Source organism: Haloarcula sp. H-hyl2, assembly GCF_056934385.1.
In genome coordinates this window covers 1,571,849-1,590,056 of the sequence record NZ_JBRIIJ010000001.1, presented here as the reverse complement: position 1 = coordinate 1,590,056, position 18,208 = coordinate 1,571,849, and the positions used below count along the sequence as shown (strand labels likewise).

Genomic DNA, 18,208 nt, shown 5'->3' with positions numbered 1-18,208 from the left:
TTGGGCGCCGAGACACGTGTATGTTTGCGCACACGTATGTCAGCAGCCGCCACGGGTCGCCACGAGACCCGTCGCCGCTACTGTGTCGATTCGTCGAGGGCCGCCACCAGCCGTTCGACGCTCCGTTTGTCCGTCCGGTCTGGGTTCGCCAGGACCGTCACCGTCTCGATCCCGAGTGAGACAAATGGTAGATCGAGTTTCGCCGCCGTCGACGCCAGCCCGAGGCCCGCGTCGGCGTCGCCCGCGCCGACTCGTCGGGCGGGGCTCTCGTGGGCTCTCGTCGTCAGTTCGTAGCCGTCGATCGCCGCTCGAAGGGTCGCCGGGTCCTCGTCGCGTTCGTCGGCCAGCGCGTCGAGCGCCTCGTCGAGACTCGCACGCAGGCCCGAGCCCCGATCCCTGTTGACGAACCGTACTCCCGTGTCGAACAGGTCGTCGAGCCCTGCAACGGCCGCAGCCGGGCCGACGACGAGTCCCCACTCCCGGTCCCAGCTGCCGAGCACCGTCGCGTCGTCCGGCACGGCGTCGGACCCGGATACGACGGCGACGTCGGGGATGCCGTTCGCGAGTCGACGCTGCCCCTCCTGTGTGCCGACCGGGAGGTACCGTGGCCGGTCCAGGCGGTCCAGCAGGGCCGAGAGGGTCGGATCGTCCTCGCCGACCCCCAACAGTGTCGGCGGCCGGACCGACGGCGAGAACAGCGTTACTTCGACGCGCTCGCCCGCAGCGAGGTAGTCCGTGTTCGCGTCGACGGCCACCGTTCCGTCGGCCTCGACGAGGCTCGTCGTCGCTCCGCTCCCCTTGTCGACCGGGTAGACTATCGTCTCGCCGGCCCCGTCCTCGACCAGTCCAACTGGGAGCAGGCGATGGCGACCTTGCGGACTGCGCTCTCGGACTGCCATCTCGCCGGTTACCGTCGCCGTCCGTGGCTCCGGGAGTCCCGCCGCCGACCGAATGCGTGGGGCGACGAACGTCCGGAAGATGGTCAGTGCCGACACCGGATAGCCGGGGAGGCCGACGTATGCAGCATCGCCGATGCTCCCGACGAGCATCGGTTTGCCCGGCTTGACGGCGACGCCGTGGAGACGGAGTTCGCCACGCTCCTCGATGACGCGGTAGACGACGTCGACCGCGCTCGCGCTGGTCGATCCCGAGGAGAGCACGAGGTCGCAGTCGTCTGCAGCCTCGTGGAGCAGGCGCTCCATCTCGTCGAAATCGTCGCCCGCGTGGGGATAGAGGACGGGGTCCCCGCCCGCCTCCTCGACGCCGGCCGCGATGGTGTAGCTGTTGACGTCGTAGATCTCGCCGGCCGCGCTGTCGAGGTCGCCGCCAGGTCGGACGAGTTCGTCCCCGGTCGAGACGATGCCGACACGCGGGCGTCCACGGACCGGGACGCTGTCGACGCCCAGCGCCGAGAGCAGGCCGATCTCGCGCGCGGACAGTTCCGTGCCCGGTCCGAGCGCCCGCGCGCCGGCCGCGATGTCCGCGCCCGCGACCATCACGTTCTCGCCCGGTGTGACCGCCGTCCGGAGCGCCACCCCGTCGTCCGTCTCGGAGGTGCGCTCGACGACGACGACGGCGTCCGCGCCCGGTGGCATGACAGCACCCGTCGATATCTCCGCTGCCGTCCCCTCGTCGACGGTGACGGCTGGCTCCTCGCCCGCGTGGACCGTCCCGGCGAGCGAGAGTTCGACCGGGTCGGCCTCGCTGGCACCCACGGTATCGCTGGCGCGGACGGCGTAGCCGTCCATGCTCGCCCGGTCGAACCCCGGCACGTCCAGCGTCGCGTCCACGCGCTCGGACAGGACGCGCCCGCGCGCTTCGGCCAGCGGGACCGTCTCGGGAGCCGGCTCGACGGCCAGATTCTCGACCTCCTCGCGTGCGCGCTCGGGCGAGGCAAGGTCGCGGAACTCGCGTCGGTCACTCACTGTGACCACTCCCAGTGTTCGACCGCGACGGTCGCACCTGCGTCGTACCCCTCCGTCTCCTCGGGGACGACGACCCACCCGTCCGCGAGCGCGACGCTGGAGAGGACGCCCGCGCCGCCGCTCCGCGTCGGCGTCGTCGTCGGTCCGTCCTCGCCTTCGTCGAGCTCGACACGGACGTAGCTCCGGGTGCCCGGTTCGCTCGTCACCTTCCGGGTCAGCCGTGCCGTCGTCGTGGGCGGCGAGCGCTGTGGGAGGTGGCCGACGTGCTTGAGGAGCGGCCGCAGGAACTGGACCGCCGTGACGATACAGGCGACGGGATAGCCAGGGAGGTTCAGCACGGGCGTCCCGTCGACGATCCCGAGTGCGACCGGATGGCCGGGTTTCAGCGCGACGCCGTGGACGAGCACCTCACCCAGTTCGTCGACGACCTCCGGCAGCAGGTCCCGCTCGCCGACCGAGGACCCACCGGTGGTGACGACGACATCGTGGTCGGTATCGCGCTCGATGGCCGTCCGCAGGGCCGCGGTGTCGTCTGTGACGATCTCCCTGTCGGTCGCGACGCCGCCCCACCGCTCGACGTACTGGGCGACGGTCTGCCCGTTCGTCTCGACGATCTCTCCCGGTTCGGGGTCGTCCTGGACCAGTTCCTCGCCCGTCGGGACGACGCTGACCCGCGGCCGCTCGTACACGGGCACCGAATCGTACCCGGTCCCTTTCAGCAGCCCCAGGTCCGACGGCCGTAGCTGTGTCCCCGCGTCGTAGAGATGCTGGCCGGCCGTGACGTCTTCGCCGATCGGAGCGACGTTGGCTCCGCTCGCAACCGCGTCGAACACGTCGACGGCGCCGTCCTGCTCCTCGGTCTCCTCGACCTTGACGACGGCGTCGGCGTCCGCCGGGAGTTCGCTGCCAGTGTGGACGCGGACCGCTTGCCGCGGGCCGACCATCTCCCCGACCGAGAGTCTGACCGGGGAGCGCTGGCTCGCACCGTGGGTGTCCGCGGCCCGCACCGCGTAGCCGTCCATCGCTGCCCGTCGGTAGTGTGGGATCGGTCGGTCCGCCGCGACCGCGCTCGCCAGCACGCGCTCGTCGGCCCGTCTGACTGGCACGCGCTCGGTCCGTGTCAGTGGCCGAACCGATCCGAGAAGGTCCGCACGGGCCTGTTCGACCCGCGCCTTCTGTTTGAACCCCGCTGTCCGGCGGTTCTCGTCGTGCATACCTCCCGTCTGTCGCCCTGTGGGGAAAAACCCCTCTCCGGACCGCCGTCGTTACGGGCATTCGGCCCCTATCCAGCCGCATGGCCGACGTCAACCTCGTCTGCCGTCTCTGTGGGACGCCGCTGACGACCGGCCTCGTCGCCACCGAGAGCCGTCACTGCTGTCTCAACGCGACCCCGATCGTCGGCGCCTGTCCCGAACACGGCCCGCTCGGCCCGCACGACGCCGTCGAGGAGTAAGGGTCACGCCATCGCGGTCGCCACCCACCACCACGCGCCAGTCGTCACGACCGTGTAGGTCACCATCGCGGCGACCGCGGGGAACGGCGACCGCTGTCTCGTGAGGACGATCCCGCCCCAGAGCAACAGCGGCACGGTGGCTGCCTGTGCCGCGCCGACCGGCCGCGGGATCGTCGTCCCGACCAGCAGCACCGTCACCCCAGCCGCGATGACCGCGAGCGTCCAGTACGTCCCCCGGAGTCTGCTCGCGGGCCATCTGACCGCCAGCGTTCGTTTCCCGACCGACGCGTCCGCCTCCCTGTCGGGCCAGTGGGTCGCCAGGAGATTACAGCCCACCAGACAGACGAACGGGAGCAGCGCCACTGCGTCGGCCGGCCGCGGGGTGCCGACCACTGCGACGCCGTATAGCGGGAGCACCAATCCGCCGAGGAGTGCGTTGACGACCTCGCCTACGCCGCGCCGAACGAGGGCCGTCGGCGGGAGCGAATAGGCCAGTCCCGCGAGGGCGATAACTGCGAGCAACCCGACGGCCGGTTCAGAGAGCGTTCCCGCCGCTGCGCCCCCGATAGCGACCAGTGTACCGACGAGCAACGCGACAGTCGCCGCACGCGCGAGGAGTCGGCGCCCCACACCGGTCTGTTCTAGGGCGCCACTCCCTCCGGAGAACGGTGTTCTGGTCGTCCGACGGTCGGTCTCGACGTCGACGTACTCGTTCGCGTAGTGGACACTCGTCGCGACCGCGAGCAGTGCGAGGACACCGACAGTCACCGACTGACTGACCAGGACGTCCACGAACGTGTCTTGCCTGGGTGCACGGTGAGCTACTGCCATCCCCGCGCCCAGGGCGTACACCAGGACGATCAGTGCGAGTTGACTCGGCCGTGCGGCCTTCCACAGGGTCCACAGTCGCGGGGCGCTGTCGCTCGGTGAGACCACAGAGACGCATACCGTCACCACGCTCCTATCACTGTCGCTCGTGTGACGAACAGACACACAAACAGGGATTGGTGTGGTAACACATGGCGAGACACTACTATAAACCCTCGTCTTTTATCTCTTCGCATCCATGCGTAAACAGGAGCTCATCCACCTGCACAGCCTTCTCGCCCAGGTACAAGTCCACTACGAAAAAGAGAGTGAGACGGAGGTCCAGCACGACGAGTACGCGACACTGGGGGTCAAGCCGACATCGATCCACAAGTCGAAGACCGACCACAAAGACGCCGTCTTCGCGCTGGCCGACGGTCTCATCGACGACATGGCTGCCGAGAGCGACGAAATCCGCACCCTCGCCGCCGACTGAAGGCTTCTGCGGCCCGTTCATTCACTCGACCCGTGAGCGACAGTACTCGTCATCGACTTGTCACCGCCGTGTGACGCGTTATCGGGACTCTCAGTCTACTTATACGTTCGGGGGACCTACTACTGGTATGAGCGATCCTTCTGGGCGACGGAACCTCCGGATGCCCTCGACCGACGAGATGTTCGCGATCGTAACAGAACACAACGGTGGCAACCACGTCCGTATCCAGTGTGAGGACGGCGAGAGCCGGATGGGCCGGATCCCCGGCCGCATGAAGTTCCGGACCTGGATCAACGAGGGCGACATCGTGCTCGCCGAACCGTGGGACTGGCAGGACGAGAAGGCCAACATCGAATGGCGCTACGAGAGCCAGGACGCCGACCAGCTCCGTGCGGAAGGGCACATCGACTCCCTCACCGCGTAACCGACCCTCTTTCTGCCGTCGACGCTTCACCGTGAGCCCTGGCGCCGTCGAACGGACGGTTGCTCGTCCGGCGTAGTTCGTTGCTATTCCTCGCGCGCCCGCCGGAACACCCGCTGTCGCGCCCTGCGCACGGTGCGGTCCGGACCACTCTGATGTCTCAATAGGCTCGACCGGCAGATCCATCCGGTCGCTCGGCTGACAACAGTTGTTCGAATAATTATCTTTCTGATCGACACAACGCCGCTGTCTTGCGATTCGGTATGTGACGGCGTCACGTCACGCATGTGGCGTGTGGGGCTGACTCAGGGCGGCTCCGAGACGAGTCATTTATATGTACCCCTCCCATCGGATGGAATGCGAAGGTCGCACCGGGGCGCTCCCGGGGCGACACGGTCCGTGGTCACTCTCGGACCGCTCGCAGAGAGCATGCCGCGTTCGCTTCGGCGAACGCGACCGCTCTCGAAAGTATGAGGATCCCACCCCTGCGGTCCGCCGTCAAGATGGGATCTGATGTGAGCCCACGGACCCATACAGTCAACACTGGAGTATTCCAGTGTGTTACGCTTCCGACGGAGTGATACCACACTCATACGTTGCATCTCGCAACGCCCGCCGCTGGTGTATACCAGCACATTCCGGTTGATCCTGCCGGAGGCCATTGCTATCGGAGTCCGATTTAGCCATGCTAGTCGCGCGGGTTTAGACCCGCGGCATATAGCTCAGTAACACGTGGCCAAACTACCCTACAGACCACCATAACCTCGGGAAACTGAGGCTAATAGTGGATACAGCTCTCTCGCTGGAGTTGCCGAGAGCTGGAAACGTTCCGGCGCTGTAGGATGTGGCTGCGGCCGATTAGGTAGATGGTGGGGTAACGGCCCACCATGCCCATAATCGGTACAGGTTGTGACAGCAAGAGCCTGGAGACGGTATCTGAGACAAGATACCGGGCCCTACGGGGCGCAGCAGGCGCGAAACCTTTACACTGCACGACAGTGCGATAAGGGGACTCCGAGTGCGAGGGCATATAGCCCTCGCTTTTCTGAATCGTAGGGAGATTCAGGAACAAGGACTGGGCAAGACCGGTGCCAGCCGCCGCGGTAATACCGGCAGTCCGAGTGATGGCCGATATTATTGGGCCTAAAGCGTCCGTAGCCTGCTGTGTAAGTCCGTTGGGAAATCGACGTGCTCAACACGTCGGCGTCCAGCGGAAACTACACGGCTTGGGGCCGAGAGACTTGACGGGTACGTCTGGGGTAGGAGTGAAATCCTGTAATCCTGGACGGACCACCAATGGCGAAAGCACGTCAAGAGACCGGACCCGACGGTGAGGGACGAAAGCTAGGGTCTCGAACCGGATTAGATACCCGGGTAGTCCTAGCTGTAAACGATGCTTGCTAGGTATGTCACGCGCCATGAGCACGTGATGTGCCGTAGTGAAGACGATAAGCAAGCCGCCTGGGAAGTACGTCCGCAAGGATGAAACTTAAAGGAATTGGCGGGGGAGCACCACAACCGGAGGAGCCTGCGGTTTAATTGGACTCAACGCCGGACATCTCACCGGTCCCGACAGTAGTAATGACGGTCAGGTTGACGACTTTACCCGACGCTACTGAGAGGAGGTGCATGGCCGCCGTCAGCTCGTACCGTGAGGCGTCCTGTTAAGTCAGGCAACGAGCGAGACCCGCATCCGTAGTTGCCAGCGATACCCCTGAGGTAGTCGGGTACACTACGGAGACTGCCGCTGCTAAAGCGGAGGAAGGAACGGGCAACGGTAGGTCAGTATGCCCCGAATGGACCGGGCAACACGCGGGCTACAATGGTCAGGACAGTGGGATGCCACGCCGAGAGGCGGAGCTAATCTCCAAACCTGGTCGTAGTTCGGATTGCGGGCTGAAACTCGCCCGCATGAAGCTGGATTCGGTAGTAATCGCGTGTCATAAGCGCGCGGTGAATACGTCCCTGCTCCTTGCACACACCGCCCGTCAAAGCACCCGAGTGGGGTCCGGATGAAGCCAGCATGCGCTGGTTGAATCTGGGCTCCGCAAGGGGGCTTAAGTCGTAACAAGGTAGCCGTAGAGGAATCTGCGGCTGGATCACCTCCTACAGAACGGGACTGGGGCTCTGCCCCAGCCCACCTTTCATTGGTGGCTTTGCCACCGATTGTCGGCAAGCGCCGACTGTATGGGCCCGCTGGGCTCACGAGACCTATCCGAGGCGGATGCCCCTCACGGGGCGTCGGGTGCAACTCCCGACAGGTCCGTACGACGTACCGGGTTCGAACCGTGCCCCTTAAGTGGGACACAGCGTTCGAATGTGGTACGACGACTGATGCACCAATCCGGGTGAAACCGCGATTGGGAAGGGTCGATTCGCCTACCATCTCCACCTTGGGGGCGAGTATGAAACCGTGTGTACGTGCGATCCAGGCGTCCACTGGACTCGTTCAGTTCTATCTAACGAGTCACAACGACGTTGGCTACTATGCCAGCTGATGGATAGCTCGGCTCGAGAGCTGAAGAAGGACGTGCCAAGCTGCGATAAGCCTGAGGGAGCCGCACGGAGGCGAAGAACTCAGGATCTCCGAATGAGAATCTCCTCGCAATTGCCACGCGCAATGAGGAACCCCGAGAACTGAAACATCTCAGTATCGGGAGGAACAGAAAACGCAATGTGATGTCGTCAGTAACCGCGAGTGAACGCGATATAGCCCAAACCGAAGCCCTCACGGGCAATGTGGTGTGTGGGCCGACACTCATCATCCGACCATCTCACAGAAGTCCCTTGGAACAGGGCGTGATACAGGGTGACAACCCCGTACGTGAGGTCAGTACGATGTGCGTCGGTTCCAGAGTAGCGGGGGTTGGAAATCCCTCGCGAATCTCGCAGGCATCGACTGCGAAGGCTAAACACTCCTCGAGACCGATAGCGGACAAGTAGTGTGAACGAACGCTGCAAAGTATCCTCCGAAGGGAGGTGAAATAGAGCTTGAACCCAGTTGGCGATCGAGCGATGGGGCACGAAAGGTCCTGTCCAGAATGACCCACCCGCGAGGGTACAGTAAGACGGACAGGAAGCCGGTGTTCCATCGTACGTTTTGAAAAACGAGCCAGGGAGTGTGTCTGTATGGCGAGTCTAACCGGAGCATCCGGGGAGGCACAGGGAAACCGACATGGCCGCAGTTTACACGAGGGCCGCCGTCTTCAAGGGCGGGGAGCCACACGGACACGACCCGAATCCGGACGATCTACGCATGGACAAGGTGAAGCGTGCCGAAAGGCACGTGGAAGCCTGTTAGAGTTGGTGTCCTACAATACCCTCTCGTGATCTATGTGTAGGGGTGAAAGGCCCATCGAGTCCGGCAACAGCTGGTTCCAACCGAAACATGTCGAAGCATGACCTTCACCGAGGTAGTCGGTGGGGTAGAGCGACCGATTGGCGTGCTCCACTCCGAGAGGAGTGGACGCGCCTGTCAAACTCCAAACCCACCGACGCCGTCGACGTGAGGATTCCGGTGCGCGGGGTAAGCCTGTGTACCAGGAGGGGAACAACCCAGAGATAGGTTAAGGTCCCCAAGTGTGGATTAAGTGTAATCCTCTGAAGGTGGTCTCGAGCCCTAGACAGCCGGGAGGTGAGCTTAGAAGCAGCTACCCTCTAAGAAAAGCGTAACAGCTTACCGGCCGAGGTTTGAGGCGCCCAAAATGATCGGGACTCAAATCCACCACCGAGACCTGTCCGTGCCCGTGAAAGGGCAATCGAGTAGGTTGGCGCTCTCATTGGATGGAAGCAGGGGTGAGAACTCCTGTGGACCGATGAGTGACGAAAATCCTGGCCATAGTAGCAGCGATAGTCGGGTGTGAACCCCGACGGCCTAATGGATAAGGGTTCCTCAGCACTGCTGATCAGCTGAGGGTTAGCCGGTCCTAAGTCATACCGTAATTCGACTATGACAACATGGGAAACGGGTTAATATTCCCGTGCCACCACACAGTGAAACCGACGCCCTGGGGTCGACCACGCCGGGCCCTCGCCCGGTCGAACCGTCAAACTCCGTGGAAGCCGTAATGGCACGAAGCGGACGAACGGCGGGATAGGGAAACGTGGTTCAACCTGGGGCCCGTGAAAAGGGAGTGTGGTGTCCGTACCGAGAACCGACACAGGTGTCCATGGCGGCGAAAGCCAAGGCCTGTCGGGATCAACCGACGTTAGGGAATTCGGCAAGTTAGTCCCGTACGTTCGCAATAAGGGATACCTGCTCGGGAAACGAGCAGGTCGCAGTGACTCGGAAGCTCGGACTGTCTAGTAACAACATAGGTGACCGCAAATCCGCAAGGACTCGTACGGTCACTGAATCCTGCCCAGTGCGGGTATCTGAACACCTCGTACAAGAGGACGAAGGACCCGTCAACGGCGGGGGTAACTATGACCCTCTTAAGGTAGCGTAGTACCTTGCCGCATCAGTAGCGGCTTGCATGAATGGATTAACCAGAGCTTCACTGTCCCAACGTTGGGCCCGGTGAACTGTACATTCCAGTGCGGAGTCTGGAGACACCCAGGGGGAAGCGAAGACCCTATGGAGCTTTACTGCAGGCTGTCGCTGGGACGTGGTCGCCGATGTGCAGCATAGGTAGGAGGCATTACACAGGTACTTGCGCTAGCAAGCCACCGAGCCATCAGTGAAATACTACCCGTCGGTGACTGCGACCCTCACTCCGGGAGGAGGACACCGGTAGCCGGGCAGTTTGACTGGGGCGGTACGCGCTCGAAAAGATATCGAGCGCGCCCTAAGATCATCTCAGCCGGGACAGAGACCCGGCGAAGAGTGCAAGAGCAAAAGATGATTTGACAGTGTTCTTCCCAACGAGGAACGCTGACGCGAAAGCGTGGTCTAGCGAACCAATTAGCCTGCTTGATGCGGGCAATTGATGACAGAAAAGCTACCCTAGGGATAACAGAGTCGTCACTCGCAAGAGCACATATCGACCGAGTGGCTTGCTACCTCGATGTCGGTTCCCTCCATCCTGCCCGTGCAGAAGCGGGCAAGGGTGAGGTTGTTCGCCTATTAAAGGAGGTCGTGAGCTGGGTTTAGACCGTCGTGAGACAGGTCGGCTGCTATCTACTGGGTGTGTCATGGTGTCTGACGGGAACGATCGTATAGTACGAGAGGAACTACGATTGGTGGCCACTGGTGTACCGGTTGTTCGAGAGAGCACTGCCGGGCAGCCACGCCACACGGGGTAAGAGCTGAACGCATCTAAGCTCGAAACCCACCTGGAAAAGAGACACCGTCGAGAGTCCTCGTAGAAGACGAGGTAGATAGACTCGGGGTGTACGCGTCGAGGTAACGAGACGTTGAGCCCGCGAGCACTAATCACTCGAAGCCACAATCATACGCACTGTGACTCGAAGGTCACCGACCGTTCGGTAGACTGAACGAGTCCAGGCGCAATCTGGATCGCACGAACACATAGTTGAAGACCGACCGACACTGGTACTGTCGTGGTTCGACTCCACGAGTCGGCATTAGGCGGCCATAGCGGTGAGGTTGCCTCCCGTACCCATCCCGAACACGGAAGATAAGCTCACCAGCGTTCCGGGGAGTACTGGAGTGCGCGAGCCTCTGGGAAACGCGGTTCGCCGCCACCATTCATACTTTCATTCATTCGTCCGAGAGCGCCAGCCATAGCGCTCTCGGACACTTTCAGCCCATCACGGAGAGACAACTCTGTGGTGGGCTAAACGTATTTACCGGGGAGTGGCAACGCTGGCCGACTCGGTCGAACGAGTAACGCACAGAAGCAACGGGCGTGGAGTGGCAACGCTCCCAATCAGCCGTCGTAGTCGACAGTTATCCGGACGTCCCGCGCGGACCGACCAACTTCGACGGTGTGTGGGTCGTCGGTCGTCCAGCCGGTGTCGGTGTCGTAGTACGACAGCGCCAGTTCGTCGAGGGATAGCGAGACGGTCCGCGTTTCGCCGGCGTCGAGCGAGACGGATTCGAAGCCGGCGAGTTCTCTTGGGGGTCGCTCCACGGTCGATGTGTCGGGTCGCACGTACGCCTGGACCACCTCACGGCCGGTCCGGTCGGCGACGTTCTCGACGGTGACTTCGATCCCGTCGTCGGTGGTGGTCACCTCGCGGTAGGCGAACTCGGCGTAGGAGTGGCCGTGGCCGAACGGATAGGTCGGGTCGGTGTCGGTACGGTCGAAATGACGGTAGCCGACGAAGACGCCCTCGTCGTAGTGGGCCGTACCGTCGACGCCCGGGAACTGCCGCTCGTCGGTCGCCGGGTAGTCCGCTTCGGGGGCGAACGTGACGGGGAGCCGGCCTCCGGGGTCGGCGTCGCCGTAGAGAACGGCCGCGGCAGCGTCCCCGTCGGCCTGGCCGGGGTACCAGGCTTCGAGCACCGCGGCGACGTCGTCGCGCCAGGGCATCTCGACGGGACCGCTCGACCGGACGACGACGACAGTTCGATCGTTGGCCGCGGTGACGGCTTCGATCAGTTCGTCCTGTCGGCCGGGGAGTGTGAGCGAGTCGCGGTCCTTGCCCTCGGTCGTCGCGTCGCGGACGAAGACGACGGCGACGTCGGCGGCCGCGGCGGCGTCGACGGCGTCGTCGAGCGAGGCCTCGGGGCGCTCCTCGTCGGCCCACTCGCTCTCGTCGTGACCGCTCTCGACGAACGGGAGGAGGTCGAACAGCGAGACGCTCTCGATCTCGGGGATACCGCGCGCGACGGTGACGGTGTCTGCTGCGCGTGCCGAGAGCCCCGCGGCCGGCGTGGTCGCCTCGAAAGGTGTGGTCTCGGAGGAGCCGCCGCCACCGAGTTTAGGTTCGTGGACGTGCGGACCGATGACGGCGACGTCCGTCTCGTCGTCCAGCGGGAGGATGCCGTCGTTGTCGAGCAGCACGGTCCCGCGAGTCGCGACACGGGTCGCGAGTTCGCGGTGGGCGGGCGTATCGAGCGCGCCGTCCTCGCGACGGTCGGCGTCGCCAAGCAGCCCTGTTCGGGCCATCCCACGGAGGACACGTCGGACCATGTCGTCGAGGCGCGCTTCGGGAACGGTCCCCTCGTCGATCGCGTCGGCCAGGGGCTCGCCGAACAGGCCGGCGTGGGTGGCGTCGGGGATGCCGTCGGGCCACTCGAACTCGTCGAGCGACCCGTCGTCGTTCCCGGTCTCGGTGTCGAGCGCGACGCCGGGCATCTCCAGGTCGAGGCCGGCGGTCGCTGCGCCGACGGTAGTCGCCAGGCCGTACCAGTCGGAGACAACGTAGCCGTCGAACCCCCACTCGTCTTTGAGGACGTCGCCGACCAGCTCGGCGTGGTCGCTCATGTAGGTCCCGTTGACCCTGTTGTAGGCGGTCATCACCGATCCGACGCCTGCCTCGACGGCGTCGCGGAAGGGAGGCAGGTACAGCTCCCGGAGCGCTCGTTCGTCGACCGCGGCGCTGACGCTCGTACGCGCGGTCTCCTGGTTGTTGGCGACGAAGTGCTTGACCGTCGCCAGGACGCCGGTGGATTCGATACCGGAGACGAGGCCCGCACCGAGCCGGCCCGCAAGGACGGGGTCCTCAGAGAGGTACTCGAAGTTTCGCCCGCAGTGGGGGACCCGGATGATGTTCATGCCGGGCGCGAGCAGGACGTCCTGACCGAGTGCCGTCGCTTCGCGCCCCATCGCGCGGCCCTGCTCGCGCGCGAGGTCGGGGTCGAACGAGGCTGCGGTGGCGATAGAGGCGGGGAACGCCGTCGCGCGCTCTCCTTCCGCGCGCACGCCGAGTGGGCCGTCGACGAGGCGGAACGGGGGGATATCGAGCCGGTCGACGCCGGGCAGATAGCCGGTCGCGGTGCCCTCGGGGTCGACGGTGCCGCGCACGAGCGAGAGCTTCTCGCGTCTGGTGAGTTCCGAGACGAGCGCGTCGACGTCAGTGGACGAGGCCATTGGTTGTGGGTCGGACTGCAGCGGAATAACGGTTCGGCCAGGCGATAGAATAACTGACATTCGGCTGCAAGGGGGACGTATGACCAGCGAGTCGCCACACCTCCCGTCCGAGACGGCAATTGGCCGTGTCGCGCTCACCGTCACGGACTGCCAGCGCGTCGCAACTTTCTACGAGGAGGCGGTCGGGTTGGCGATCCACGAACGTACCGCGGGCCGGATTGTCCTGGGAGACGGCGAGACCGGACTGCTCGAACTCCACGAAGACGCCGACGCACCCGAGCGAGCGAGCGACGAGACGGGGCTGTACCACCTCGCGATCCGCGTGCCGTCGCGGAGCGCACTCGGTGCCGCCCTGGAGCGGATCGAGCGGACGGCCCGACTCGACGGGGCGTCGGACCATCACGTGAGCGAGGCGCTGTACCTCACCGATCCGGAGGGGAACGGCGTGGAGATATACCGCGACCGACCACGCGAGCAATGGGAGGAACACGACGACGGGACCGTCAAGATGGTCACCGAACGGCTGGATCGCGCCGGCGTCGAGCGCGCGAGCGACGGCGCGACGTCGGTCCCGGTCGGAACCGATATCGGGCACGTCCATCTAGAGGTCGCCGATCTCGACAGGACCCGCTCGTTCTACGCCGACACGCTCGGGATGGGCGTGCGTGCGACCTACCCCGGGGCGGTGTTCCTCGCCGCCGGGTCCTATCACCATCACGTCGGAGCGAACGTCTGGCACCGGCGGTCGGGCTCTGGCGACGGGCGTGGGCTGGCGTGGTTCGAACTTGTCGTCCCGGACGAGGCGACGGTATCTGCGGTCCGTCGCCGTCTGACGGACGCCGGGTACGACGTCGGGGCGACCCAGGACGGGTTCGAGACGATTGACCCCGCGGGCGTGACACTTCACCTTCGGTCCGAGTGAGGGGGCTGCTCAAGTACGTCGCGCGACTAGGGCGGGTATGCAGACACGCTCTCGGACGACTGTACAAACGGGCGGCTGTGGGGGGACCCGATGACCGGACCACACCAGGACCAGCAACTCGTGACCGGCGGGACACCGCTCGAGGACGCGCGGGCCGTGGCTGTCCTCGTCCACGGGCGCGGGGCGACGGCCAGGAGTATCCTGCAGTTGGGACAGGAGGTCCACGAGGAGGGACTCGCGCTCCTGGCGCCCCAGGCGGCAGGCAATACCTGGTACCCGAACTCCTTCCTCGCGCCCGTCGAGCAGAACGAACCGGGGCGCAGTTCGGGGCTCCAGGCCGTCGACGACGCCGTCGATCGCGCAATCGAGGCCGGCATCGACCGCGGATCGGTCCTGATCGGCGGGTTCTCACAGGGCGCGTGTCTGGCCAGCGAGTACGTCGCGCGGAACCCACACCGGTACGGCGCTCTCGTGGCGTTGAGTGGCGGACTCATCGGCGAGACGGTCGACCCCGCATCCTACGAGGGGGACATAGCAGGGACGCCGGTGTTCATCGGCTGTAGCGACGTCGATCCGCACATCCCGATCGAACGGGTCCATGTGACCGCCGAGACCTTCGAACTGCTGGGTGGGACGGTCGACGAACGGATCTACGAGGGGATGGGCCACGGCATCAACCAGGACGAACTCGACGCGGTCGGTGACCTGGTCACGGATCTGCTATCGTAGCGACGACCCGGTTACCAGCTCCTTACCGCGAGGTTTTGTGGGTGCCAGCGCCATCTAGTCGCATGAACCGGACACGACGAACGTTCCTCCGCGGCGTCGGTGTCGCCGGCGCGGTGGGCCTCGCGGGGTGTCTGGGTGGACCCGACAGCGGCGGCGGGTCGCCGGACGACTCGGCGACGGACACCGAGACGAGCGACGGGAGCGGAACGGACGCTCCCCGGCCGCCGACCGCCGACCGAGCGTTGTACCTGGGGTACGACAGGGAACACATCGACGGACAGGTCGTCAGCGGCGGTGTCCCGAAAGACGGGATTCCGGCTATCGACGACCCGAAGTTCGTCGAGGCTGGCGAGGTACCGCTCGACGACGGCGACCCGGTGTTCGGCCTGGTCCGCGGGGACGACGTCCGCGCGTACCCCCAGCAGATCCTCGTCCATCACGAGATCGTCAACGACACGATCGACGGCGATCCGGTCGCGGTCACGTACTGTCCGCTGACGGGGACCGTACAGGGATTCGAGCGCGGGCCGACCGAGTTCGGCGTCTCGGGGAACCTCGTCAACTCGAACCTCGTGATGTACGACCGCGGCACCGATAGCAGGTGGCCACAGATCCTCGCGACGGCGGTCGACGGCCCGCTGGTCGGCGAGACCCTCCAGGAGTTCCGGGTCGTCTGGACGACCTGGGGGGAGTGGCGGAGCGTCCACCCAGAGACCGAGGTTCTGAGTCGGGAGACCGGGTACACACGCCGCTACGGCGACGACCCCTACGGCCGGTACAACCCGCCGCGTGGCTACTACGCCAGCGACCGGACGCTGTTCGAACCGCTCTCGCGTGACGACCGCGCGCACACGAAGGCCGTCGTCGTCGGAACCCGGACAGCCGACGGGGCACTCGCGTTCGACAAGGAGTCGTTGCTGGACGTCGGTGTCGCATCCGGATCGATCGCCGGCCAGCAGTACGTCGCGGTGGCCGACGAGTCGCTCTCGACGGGCTACGTCTACGTGAATCCCGACAGTCTGTCGGTCGAAGCGGCGGCCGACGGTTACCGTGTCGACGGCGAGACCGCCGCGGCCGACGCGCTCCCGCTTTCCCGCTCGCTCGCGTTCGACGCGATGTGGTTCGCCTGGGTGGGGTTCTATCCGGAGACTGGCTATGTCGACTGATACCGACAGCGGCGAGCGGGCCGTCGGCGATCGGATCGCCAGCCTGGGCCGACAGACCATCGTCGCGACCCGCGGCGCGCTCTCGCGCCGTGATGGGCGCGTGGTCTTCGTGGTCGCGTCGGTCACGTATCTGCTGGTCTACACCGCCGGCCTGCGGAACCTCGGATTCGGATCCTGGGGCTACGAGCTCTCGGTCGTCGCGGACCCGCTGGCACGCGCGGTCAAGCCGGTTGGCCCCTTCCAGTGGGAGCCGGTCGCGCTCGTGGTCGTCGGCCCGGTCGAACTCCTGGTCTCACCGCTGAACGTCCTGCTCGGAAGCGGGCTGGCGCTCCTCGTCGGCCTGAACCTCGCGGTGTCGGTCGTCGCCTGGCGCGGGCCGACAGCGTGTCGACTCGGCCCTGGAGCGGGAGCGGCCGCTGGGCTGCCGGGGCTCGTCTCGGGCGTTGCCTGCTGTGGGCCGACGATACTGCTGGTCGTCGGCGTCCAGGCGAGTGCGGGCGTCCTGACGGTGTTCCAGTGGCTCCTGCCGCTGGCGGCGCTGGCGCTGATCGGGACGTTGCTGTGGGTCGGGACGAAAGTCGATCCAGCGGCCGTCTGAACCGTCACTCGACGTCGGCCAGCGTCCCGAACTCGTCGACGGGGACCACGGAGTAGTCGATGTTCAGCGTGTCCTTGGTCGCGCGGATCTTCCCGACGAAGGTAGATATCTCTTCGAGGTCGCCCTCCAGGACGAACAGTTCCATACAGCGGTGTTCGCCGACGTGACTGTGGAAGTTCGAGGCCACGAGCCCCTCGTGTTCGTGGCGCAGGTGCATCATCTTCTCCTCGACGTTCGTCGTCTCGTAGTCGAACAGCACCGTGACGATACCCATGAGCTTGCGGCCTTCGAGGCGTTTGTCCTCGAACTCACCTAGCAGGTTCCGGCTGGCCTCCCTGATGATCTCGCTCCGGCCGGTGTAGCCGTGTTCGTCGGCGAATTCGTCGATCCGTTCCAGTAGTGACTCCGGCATCGAGACACTGACGACTGTCATATATTAATTCAGCACACTCATCCTATTAAGGATTATCGAAGTACCACACCGGATGGTGGGGGAAAAGCTATATCTGGTGTGTCGAAGCAGATAGGTGTATGACTGCGAACGTCCTGACGGACGTGAATCGGCCGTACGTTCCGAAAGGGGGGACGACGGTGACGGCAGAGATCGAAGTCGAGCCAGGGGAGCAAGAGACGCTCCCGACCCGCCAGATCGCGCTCTGTGTGGACGCGAGCGGGTCGATGGCAGGGGACATGATCGAGCAGGCGCGGGACGGTGCCGAGTGGGTGTTCGGGTTGCTCGTCCCGCGCGATTACGTCTCCATCGTCGCGTTCGACAACGAGGTCGAGACAGTTCTGGAGGCGACCCGCTGGGGAGATATCGACCGACAGGAGGCGGTCGACCTGGTCGGCGATATCGGTGCTGGCGGTGGGACGGACATGTACAGCGGGCTGCTCGAAGCAACGGACACGCTTGAGGGACTGCCCGAGGGCGAGAACGTCGCGCGCCGGATCTTGCTGCTCTCGGACGGCAAGGACAACCACAGGGGCGCCGACGACTTCGAGGCGTTGGCTCGCGAGATCGACAGCCAGGGGATCCGCATCGAATCGGCCGGCATCGGCACCGAGTACCGCGAGGAGACGATCCGGACGCTCGGGACCACCGCCCGCGGCGAGTGGACGCACCTGGAGAACCCCGGCGATATCGAGACGTTCTTCGGCGAGGCGGTCGAGGCGGCTGGCTCCGTGGTCGCACCGGACGCCGAACTCGACCTGGTCGTCGAGGGCGGCGTCGAAGTCAGTGAGGTGTACCGGGCCCTGCCCCAGGCCCAGGAGGTCGATCTGGCGTGGGAGAACAACCAGACGACCGTTCGGCTCCCGGATCTGCTCGACAGGGAGACACAGCGCGTCGTCCTGAAGATGCACGTCCCCGAGCGGACGACGACGGGCGAGTACATCCTCGCGGACGTGACACTCCACGCCCGCGGCGAGACCGCGAGCGGCGAGATCAGCGTCGAGTACACCGAGGACGAGGAGTTGCTGGCAGAGCACGACGAATCGGTCGATATCAACCACCGCCAGACGATCATCAAGACGGAACTGGGGCGTGGCAACGTCGCCACGGCACAGACAGAGATCGAGAAGATGACCCAGATCCACGGCGCGGAGACCGACGCCGTCGAGGCTGCAAAACGCCAGACGGAGATCGTCATGGAGGGCGGCCGCGCCGAACAGAACGAGGCCACGAAAGTGGTCTCCGATGAGGGTGTTCAGGAGTGATCGAACGGCCGGCGGCACACGGACGGTCCGAGTGA

The 18,208-nt window shown here is 64.9% G+C and carries 13 protein-coding genes and 3 rRNA genes; 11 read left to right on the top strand and 5 right to left on the bottom strand.

The features are described 5' to 3' along the window. Nucleotides 1–77 precede the first annotated feature (77 nt). Together Hhyl2_RS08205 and Hhyl2_RS08200 are read right to left on the bottom strand one after the other, a co-directional pair. On the bottom strand, nucleotides 78–1,925 hold the full coding sequence (locus tag Hhyl2_RS08205) for a molybdopterin biosynthesis protein (RefSeq protein WP_483550254.1): 1,848 nt from the start codon (nucleotides 1,923–1,925) through the stop codon (nucleotides 78–80). Further along, on the bottom strand, nucleotides 1,922–3,139 hold the full coding sequence (locus tag Hhyl2_RS08200) for a molybdopterin molybdotransferase MoeA (RefSeq protein ID WP_483550253.1): 1,218 nt from the start codon (nucleotides 3,137–3,139) through the stop codon (nucleotides 1,922–1,924). Before Hhyl2_RS08200 ends, Hhyl2_RS08205 begins: the two co-directional genes overlap by 4 nt. Before the next feature lie 80 nt (nucleotides 3,140–3,219). On the opposite strand from Hhyl2_RS08200, the gene Hhyl2_RS08195 reads away from it, so the two are divergent. Then, nucleotides 3,220–3,378, top strand: a complete 159-nt coding sequence (locus tag Hhyl2_RS08195) for a hypothetical protein (RefSeq protein ID WP_483550252.1) — start codon at nucleotides 3,220–3,222, stop codon at nucleotides 3,376–3,378. Between the two features lie 3 nt (nucleotides 3,379–3,381). Here Hhyl2_RS08195 and Hhyl2_RS08190 read toward each other — a convergent pair whose 3' ends face one another. Next, a complete protein-coding gene (locus tag Hhyl2_RS08190) occupies nucleotides 3,382–4,314 on the bottom strand; it encodes a prenyltransferase (protein WP_483550251.1) in 933 nt (310 codons plus the stop codon). Between the two features lie 130 nt (nucleotides 4,315–4,444). Between Hhyl2_RS08190 and Hhyl2_RS08185 the strand changes: the two genes are divergently transcribed. From Hhyl2_RS08185 to rrf, 5 genes are all read left to right on the top strand, one after another. Then, nucleotides 4,445–4,681: a UPF0058 family protein gene (locus Hhyl2_RS08185; RefSeq protein ID WP_483550250.1), complete on the top strand. Its 237-nt coding sequence runs from the start codon at nucleotides 4,445–4,447 to the stop codon at nucleotides 4,679–4,681. A 127-nt stretch (nucleotides 4,682–4,808) separates the two neighbouring features. Next, nucleotides 4,809–5,105 carry a translation initiation factor eIF-1A gene (locus tag Hhyl2_RS08180; protein ID WP_483550249.1) on the top strand — a complete coding sequence of 99 codons (297 nt, stop codon included), beginning with the start codon at nucleotides 4,809–4,811 and terminating at the stop codon, nucleotides 5,103–5,105. Between the two features lie 632 nt (nucleotides 5,106–5,737). Next, nucleotides 5,738–7,210 (top strand): 16S ribosomal RNA (locus Hhyl2_RS08175). Between the two features lie 365 nt (nucleotides 7,211–7,575). Continuing rightward, nucleotides 7,576–10,495, top strand: a 23S ribosomal RNA gene (locus tag Hhyl2_RS08170). Nucleotides 10,496–10,628: 133 nt separating this feature from the next. Further along, nucleotides 10,629–10,751 (top strand): 5S ribosomal RNA (rrf, locus tag Hhyl2_RS08165). Together the 16S, 23S and 5S rRNA genes form the textbook arrangement of a ribosomal RNA operon. Before the next feature lie 182 nt (nucleotides 10,752–10,933). Here the strand turns inward: rrf and Hhyl2_RS08160 are convergent. Beyond that, nucleotides 10,934–13,042 carry a beta-glucosidase gene (locus tag Hhyl2_RS08160; RefSeq protein WP_483550248.1) on the bottom strand — a complete coding sequence of 703 codons (2,109 nt, stop codon included), beginning with the start codon at nucleotides 13,040–13,042 and terminating at the stop codon, nucleotides 10,934–10,936. A 79-nt stretch (nucleotides 13,043–13,121) separates the two neighbouring features. Between Hhyl2_RS08160 and Hhyl2_RS08155 the strand changes: the two genes are divergently transcribed. The 4 genes from Hhyl2_RS08155 (at nucleotide 13,122) to Hhyl2_RS08140 (ending at nucleotide 16,457) form a co-directional block, all read left to right on the top strand. Then, nucleotides 13,122–13,964 (top strand): VOC family protein, encoded by an 843-nt coding sequence (locus Hhyl2_RS08155; RefSeq protein ID WP_483550247.1) that lies wholly within the window; start codon nucleotides 13,122–13,124, stop codon nucleotides 13,962–13,964. A 90-nt stretch (nucleotides 13,965–14,054) separates the two neighbouring features. Beyond that, entirely contained in the window at nucleotides 14,055–14,693 is a 639-nt protein-coding gene (locus tag Hhyl2_RS08150; RefSeq protein ID WP_483550246.1) for an alpha/beta hydrolase, read from the top strand. A gap of 62 nt (nucleotides 14,694–14,755) precedes the next feature. After that, nucleotides 14,756–15,859 (top strand): DUF3179 domain-containing protein, encoded by a 1,104-nt coding sequence (locus Hhyl2_RS08145; protein WP_483550245.1) that lies wholly within the window; start codon nucleotides 14,756–14,758, stop codon nucleotides 15,857–15,859. Beyond that, nucleotides 15,849–16,457 carry a hypothetical protein gene (locus Hhyl2_RS08140; protein WP_483550244.1) on the top strand — a complete coding sequence of 203 codons (609 nt, stop codon included), beginning with the start codon at nucleotides 15,849–15,851 and terminating at the stop codon, nucleotides 16,455–16,457. The genes Hhyl2_RS08145 and Hhyl2_RS08140 overlap by 11 nt, the downstream gene beginning before the upstream one ends. A 4-nt stretch (nucleotides 16,458–16,461) precedes the next feature. Here Hhyl2_RS08140 and Hhyl2_RS08135 read toward each other — a convergent pair whose 3' ends face one another. Further along, nucleotides 16,462–16,890 (bottom strand): CopG family ribbon-helix-helix protein, encoded by a 429-nt coding sequence (locus Hhyl2_RS08135; RefSeq protein ID WP_483550243.1) that lies wholly within the window; start codon nucleotides 16,888–16,890, stop codon nucleotides 16,462–16,464. A gap of 98 nt (nucleotides 16,891–16,988) precedes the next feature. Here Hhyl2_RS08135 and Hhyl2_RS08130 point away from each other — a divergent pair, with 98 nt between their 5' ends. Further along, the gene (locus tag Hhyl2_RS08130; protein WP_483550242.1) at nucleotides 16,989–18,173 is read left to right on the top strand and encodes a vWA domain-containing protein; all 1,185 of its coding nucleotides are present in this window, start codon (nucleotides 16,989–16,991) and stop codon (nucleotides 18,171–18,173) included. Nucleotides 18,174–18,208: the final 35 nt, after the last annotated feature.